At 64.1% G+C, this 6,660-nt stretch carries 6 protein-coding genes and 1 pseudogene; 1 reads left to right on the top strand and 6 read right to left on the bottom strand.

Translation table 11 applies throughout. The features are described 5' to 3' along the window. Nucleotides 1-9 precede the first annotated feature (9 nt). Entirely contained in the window at nt 10-978 is a 969-nt protein-coding gene (gene rarD, locus NCR34_RS19225; RefSeq protein ID WP_250500976.1) for an EamA family transporter RarD, read from the bottom strand. Nucleotides 979-1,277: 299 nt separating this feature from the next. Here rarD and egtD point away from each other — a divergent pair, with 299 nt between their 5' ends. Then, a complete protein-coding gene (gene egtD, locus NCR34_RS19230; protein WP_250500977.1) occupies nt 1,278-2,246 on the top strand; it encodes an L-histidine N(alpha)-methyltransferase in 969 nt (322 codons plus the stop codon). Nucleotides 2,247-2,266: 20 nt separating this feature from the next. On the opposite strand, the gene NCR34_RS19235 is transcribed toward egtD, so the two are convergent. The 5 genes and pseudogenes from NCR34_RS19235 to NCR34_RS19255 form a co-directional block, all read right to left on the bottom strand. Then, nucleotides 2,267-2,563 carry an acylphosphatase gene (locus NCR34_RS19235; RefSeq protein ID WP_175942315.1) on the bottom strand — a complete coding sequence of 99 codons (297 nt, stop codon included), beginning with the start codon at nt 2,561-2,563 and terminating at the stop codon, nt 2,267-2,269. A gap of 98 nt (nt 2,564-2,661) precedes the next feature. Continuing rightward, entirely contained in the window at nt 2,662-3,801 is a 1,140-nt protein-coding gene (locus NCR34_RS19240) for a hybrid sensor histidine kinase/response regulator (RefSeq protein ID WP_250500978.1), read from the bottom strand. Between the two features lie 39 nt (nt 3,802-3,840). After that, nucleotides 3,841-4,440 (bottom strand): chemotaxis protein CheB, encoded by a 600-nt coding sequence (locus NCR34_RS19245; RefSeq protein WP_250500979.1) that lies wholly within the window; start codon nt 4,438-4,440, stop codon nt 3,841-3,843. 2 nt (nt 4,441-4,442) lie between these two features. After that, a complete protein-coding gene (locus tag NCR34_RS19250) occupies nt 4,443-5,279 on the bottom strand; it encodes a CheR family methyltransferase (RefSeq protein WP_250474336.1) in 837 nt (278 codons plus the stop codon). A gap of 16 nt (nt 5,280-5,295) precedes the next feature. Next, a pseudogene (locus NCR34_RS19255) lies at nt 5,296-6,564 on the bottom strand (response regulator); the annotation flags it as partial. Between the last annotated feature and the right edge of the window lie 96 nt (nt 6,565-6,660).

The raw sequence follows: 6,660 nt of genomic DNA on the forward strand, positions 1-6,660 counted from the left end.
AAGGACCGCTCAGTCGACGCGCTCGGCACCCGTTTCGTGTTCGACGCTCGCGTGATGTTCGCTCATCGGCAACGCGGCCTTCGACGCCCGCTCGCGCAGCAAGAGCCGCGCGCTATGCACAGCGGTCAGCGCGACCGCGATCCATATCGGCCCATAGGTTCCTAGCTGGCTCGCAGTGAACGGTTCGCCGAGCAGCAAGACCGCGACAGCCACGAGCAACACAGGTTCCACATAGCCGAGAATGCCGAACAGCACGAGCGGCAAATAGCGGCTTGCCCGCAGATACGAGCCCAGCGCAATGGTGCTCAACGCGCCGAGGCCCGGCAGCAAGACGCTCCATAGAAGCGGCGAACCCGCGACGACCGCGAACGAACCACGCACGATCAGCGCGATCAGGCAGAACGGAGCCAGCATCATCATTTCGATGGCGAAGGCCACGAGCGGATCGACGTTGAGCCGCCGCCGCAGCATGAAATACGGCGGATAACCGAGCATCACGACGAGCGTGGGCCACGCGAAGGCACGCGTTATGAAGAACTCGTGCGCCACGCCGAGCGCAGCCGCGGCCACGCCCGCCCATTGCAACGCGTCGAGCGGCTCCCGATAGTAGAAGCGCCCGATCAGCACCATCGCGAGCGGCAACAGGAAATAGCCGAGCGATACTTCCAGCGCGCGTCCATGCAGCGGCGCCCACAGGAATATCCATAGCTGCACGCCGAGCAGCGCTGTCGAGACGACGAACGCCGCGAGCAGGCGCACGTTTCTGGCGAGGTTTGCCACGAGCGAGCATAATTGCGGCCATCGCCCGGAGAGTGCCACGAGCAGCAGCGCACCCGGCAGCGTCCAGACGATCCGCCATGCAAAAATGTCGAGTCCGTCGAGCGGCGCGAGCCATTTCGTATAGCCCGACAGGAGCGCGAACAAAGCGGAAGCGGCGACGGAAAGCGCAATGCCGCGTCCGAGGACATGCTGATTCATCGAATAAGCGCGAAGCGCCGAGTGGTTGCGTTGGCCGGCGAAGCGGAAGAACTGCGCATTCTAAACGTCGTATCGCGCGAACACCGGCGCATGAACCGCGAATAGGTCTGAACTCGCGGTCTGAACTCGTTGCGCCGGAACGTTGTCTTAAACCGTCTACGCCCACGGGCAATCCAGTAGTCCACAGAAAGTCGAGCAACGCGCGAAGCCGCCGCTCACGTCATTGCATCAGCAGCATCCGAACGCCGTGCTCGGCTCACGCCAGCACGCGAAGAAAACGCCGCATCGATGGAGACGTCATGACTCAAGCTGCCCCGTCGCCCCGCTTTTCCAGTGCCTTTGCCGAAGCCGTCCATGCCGGCTTGTCCAAGCGCCCGCAGAAAGAATTGCCTTCGATGTATCTGTATGACGAAGTCGGCTCGGCCCTCTTCGAAGTGATCACCGCGCTGCCCGAGTACGGCGTGACGCGCGCCGAAGAACGCGTATTGAAGGCGCACGCCACCGATATCGTGGCCGCGCTGCCCGGCAACGTCAAAGTCGCGGAACTCGGAAGCGGAAGCGGACGCAAGACGCGCCGCATTCTTGAAGCACTGTGTAAAAAGCAGCCGACCGCCTATTACCCGATCGAAATCTCGCGCACGGCTTTGCAACTGTGCCATCGCGAACTGGGCGATATCGAGCGCATTTCGATCGTGGGCTACGAACGCGACTATCTGGCCGGCCTGTCCGAAGTGAGCGCCCGGCGTAACAAAGGCGAGCGGCTGCTCGTGCTTTTTCTCGGCAGCACCATCGGCAACTTCGCGCGCCTTGCGGCCACCAAGTTTCTCCAGTCGATCCGCAGCATGCTCGAACCCGGCGATGCCCTCCTGCTCGGCACCGATCTGATCAAGCCCTTGCCGGTGCTGATCGCGGCCTACGACGATCCCATCGGCGTGACGGCGGCGTTCAACCTGAACCTGCTTGCGCGCATCAACCGCGAGTTGCACGGCGACTTTCCGCTCGACGCGTTCGAACACGTCGCGCGCTTTAATCCCGACGCGCGCAGCATCGAAATGCATCTGCGCGCGAAACGCCCGCTGACGGCGCGCGTGCGCGATGCCGGCTTGCACGTCGACTTCCGCGAAGGCGAAACCATCTGGACGGAAAGCAGCCACAAGTACGCGGCCGAAGAAGTCGCGCCGATTGCCATCGATGCGGGCTTCGAATGCACGCACCAATGGCGCGACGACGAATGGCACTTCGCGGAGAGCCTGCTGGTCGCGCGCTAACGCGTGTTGCTCAGTGCTGCTCAGTGCTGCTCGAAGCGTTCGTACCGTTTTTCGACGTAACGCTCTTCGCTGAAGAAATCGGTGACGCGGGCATGCGGCGGCCCGCGTCGCAGCCATTCGAGCATCAGATCGACCTGATTCGCCGCGCCCTGAATGACGGCTTCCACCGAGCCGTCGTTGAGATTCGCGACATAGCCGCGCACGCCGAGCGCATGCGCGCGCCGCACCGTGTGATGGCGAAAGCCGACGCCCTGCACCACGCCTTTCACACGCACGTAATAGGTTTCGATCCTCGTATCGAGATCCGGGCCGGACATCATGCAATTCCTCGTGACTGATTCATACGCCGCATTGTAGTCACGCGCGCGAATCTGCGTGGACCGCGCGTTGGACCCGCGCCTTCGGACTTGCGCGTTCAGCCGAGACGAAACGTCTGCGCGTTGTCATCCCGATCGCCCGTAGTGGGACGCGCCACGCGAGGCAGCGTGACTTCGAAAATGGTGCCCGTCTCCGCGGACGAGCGCACTTTCACGTCGCCGCCGTGCATCCGCGCGATCTCCCGCGTGATGTACAGGCCGAGCCCGAGGCCGCCCGATTCATGCTGACGCCGCCCCGACCGATACGGCGCGAAGATGTTCGGCAGCACGTCCGGCGGAATCTCGCCCGCGTTCTGCACGATGATGCTGACGTCCTGCGCGCCGCCTTCGAGCCGCACTTGTATCGCGGCGCCTTCGAGCCCGTGCTGCAGCGCGTTGCCGATCAGGTTCGAGAACACTTGCGAGAGCAGATCGCCGTCGGCCTGCAAGAGCGTATCGCCCTGACGCAGCACGAAGATGCGTCCCTTCCCGACGCGCGCCTCGTATTCCTCGACGATATTCTTCGCGAGCGTGCTGAGTTCGACCGCTCGCGGCTGCAACGTCACGCGCCCGCCGCGCAGCCGCGCGAGGTTCAGCAACTGATCGACCATGCGGACCATGCGCATGCCGCTCGACTTGATGCGCGTGCCGATATTCGCGACGTTCTCGTCCTTCACGAAGCGCGACAGATATTCGGCCGACGCGATCACCGCCGACAGCGGCGTGCGCAAGTCATGACCGAGCACGGCCATCAGCATTTCGTTTGCATCGAGCAACTGCTGCACGGTGGCGAGTTGCGTCGCGAGTTGCTGCTTCTGCCGTTCGATCTGAATGAAGACATCGACCTTCGAATTGAGGATGCGCGAATCGAACGGCTTGTACAGAAAGTCCACCGCGCCCGCTTCGTAGCCGCGAAACGTGCGGTTCGTGTCCTGCGCCGTCGCGGTCAGAAAGATGATCGGCACGTGCGCCGTGCGCGGGCTGCCGCGCATGAATTCCGCGAGCTCGAAGCCATCCATGCCGGGCATGTTGACGTCGAGGATCGCGAGCGCGACTTCGTGCTTGAGCAGGAGTTCGAGCGCAGCCGGACCCGATTCCGCCTTCAGCACCGACAGATCCGGCCGCGCGAGCGACGCTTCGAGCGCGGTGATGTTGTTGCGGATGTCGTCGACGATCAGCACGTGAATGGGTTGCGTCATCTGGTGACTCCTTGCCTTCGTTGTTGCGTGTCGAACGTCTTATCGGCGCGCGCGCCCCGCGAGGCGCGCGACCATGTCGTCCAGCGTGAGAATGTCCTGCACCGCCCCTTGCGCGATGGCTCCGAGCGGCATCGCGGTCGCGGACGCCGTGTTCGGGTCCTGCGCCCAGCATAGGCCGCCCGCGTCGCGAATCGCCCGCGCGCCGCGCGCGCCGTCGTCGTTCGCGCCCGAGAGCACGATGCCGAGCAGCCGCTTGCCGTACGCATGCGCCGCCGATTCGAACAGCACGTCCACCGACGGCCGCGAGAAGCGCACCGGCGGATCCACCGACAGCGCGATGGCAGGCGGCTCGCCGCCTTCGGCCTCGACCATCATGTGATAGCCGGGCGGCGCAAAGTACACCGTGCCCGGCGCGATCTCGTCCTTGTCGAACGGTTCCACCACGCGCAACCGGCAGCGCTCGGCGAAGAGCGCGGGCAAGAGGCTCGGCTGACCGTGCCGCACATGCACGACGATCAGCACCGGCGCCGCGAAGTCGCGCGGCAACTCGGGCAGCAGCAGGTTGAGCGCCTCGACGCCGCCCGCGGATGCGCCGATCACCACGGCGTCGAAGGCATCGGGGATGGCAGCGGGGCTCATCGCTAAACCTTCTGATAAAGCCGCTCGCGGGCGTTGAAATCCGCGAAGCGGTCGGTGTGTCTGGAAAAGCGCAGGCTTTCCTTGCTGCCGAGTCCGAGAAAGCCGCGCCGCACGAGCGAATCGCTGAAGAGTCCGAGCGCGCGGTCCTGCAACGCGCGATCGAAATAGATCAGCACGTTGCGGCACGAAACCAGATGCGCTTCCAGGAACACGCTGTCGGTGGCGAGGCTGTGATCCGCGAAGACGACGCGCGACTTGAGCGTCTGCGAGAACTTCGCCGCGCCGTATGCCGCGTGATAGTAGTCCGACAGCGAACGTTTGCCGCCCGCGGCGAGATAGTTCTGGCTGAAGCCCGCCATGCGCTCCAGCGGATAAATGCCGCTCTCCGCCTGCCGCAACGCTTCGGCGTTGATGTCGGTCGCATAGAACAGCGTGCGCTCCGCGATGTTCTCCTCGGCGAACAGCACCGCGAGCGACCACAGTTCTTCGCCGCTGCTGCAACCCGCGACCCATACCTTGATGGACGGATACGTCTGCAGAATCGGCACGACCTGCTCGCGTATCGCGCGGAAATAGCTCGGGTCGCGGAACATTTCGCTGACCTGCACCGTGAGGTACTGAAAGAGCCGCGCGAAGAGCGCCGGTTCGCGCAGTATGCGCTCCTGCAATTGCGAAAGCGTGGCGCACTCCAGGTCATGCACGGCCTGAGCGAGCCTGCGCCGCAGCGAACTCACCGAGTAATGCCGGAAGTCGTGCTGATACTTGAGATAGATGGCTTCGAGGAGCAGCTTCAGTTCGATGTCGAACGTGGCGTCTTCCTCGTGCTTGCTGTCGTTCATCGGGGCCAATGTCGGTTCATCGCTGCCGCAGCCAGACGCGGCATAACGACACGAGCTTATCCACGTCGATGGGCTTCGATATGTAGTCGTCCGCACCCGCCTCGAGACATTTCTCGCGATCGCTCTGCATGGCTTTCGCCGTCAGCGCGATGATCGGCAGGCGCGCGTGCTCGGGGTGCTTCCGAATTTCGGTCATCGCGGTGAGGCCGTCCATCTCGGGCATCATCACGTCCATCAGAACGAGATCGATGTCGTCGCGGCGCGCGAGCGCCTCCAGCGCCTCGCGTCCGTTGCGCGCGATTTCGAGCGTCGCGCCGAGCGGCTCGATCACGCGCGAAAGCGCGAAGATATTGCGCACGTCGTCTTCCGCGAGAAGAATGTTGCGGCCTTCGAACACGTCGTCGCGCTGGCGCGCCGCGCGCAGCATGCGCTGCTGCTCCGGCGGCAGCGCGCTTTCGACGCTGTGCAGGAACAGCGTGACTTCGTCGAGCAAGCGCTCCGGCGACTTCGCGCCTTTGATGATGATGGATTTCGAGTAACGCCGCAGACGCTGCTCTTCTTCCGCCGAAATCTGCCGGCCGGTATAGACGATGACCGGCGGCGACGCGTTTCCGCTGCTCGTCGATACTTTCTCCAGCAACTCGTAGCCCGAGCCGTCGGGCAGCGCGAGGTCCATCACGACGCAATCGAACGGCGCGCGCTTCATCTCCTCCAGCGCCTCGGATATCGACCCGGCTTCCACGATGCCGACCGTCTCGCTGGCCAGCAACGCGTGAATGCTTTGCCGCAGCGCGGGGTCGTCCTCGACCACGAGCACGCGCCGCGCGCCCTGTGACGAACGCGCTTCCAGCTTGCGAATGGCCTGCGCGAGATCATCGCGGGCGCTCGGCTTGAGCGTGTAGCCGATCGCGCCCAGATGCAGCGCGACATCGGCGTGATCCGTGGCGGACACGATATGAATCGGGATGTGGCGCGTCATCGGATCGTGCTTGAGCCATTCGAGCACCGTGAGACCCGACTGATCGGGCAAGCCGATATCCAGCAGAATGCCGTTCGGCTGCATGGAGCGCGCGAGCTCCACGCCCTGCGTGGCCGTGGCCGCGTGCACGCAGTCGAAGTCGAGTTCGTGCGCGAGGTCGTACAGGATATGCGCGAAACGCTGATCGTCCTCGATCACGAGAATCACGCGATCCGGCCGCTGACGTTTCGCGCGGTCATCGGCGATGCCTTGCGGCTCGGGCATCGCGGCAACCGGTTGCGGGGGAACCGGGGGCGGCGCCCCCGCCCCCCCCCCCCGCCGGGCCGACACACCCCCCTAACGCCCCCAGAATATTTAGAATCTTTCTATATTATACCTAACACATACTAATATCTCGCCCGT

Source organism: Caballeronia sp. GAWG1-5s-s (assembly GCF_023631445.1).
GTDB lineage: Bacteria > Pseudomonadota > Gammaproteobacteria > Burkholderiales > Burkholderiaceae > Caballeronia.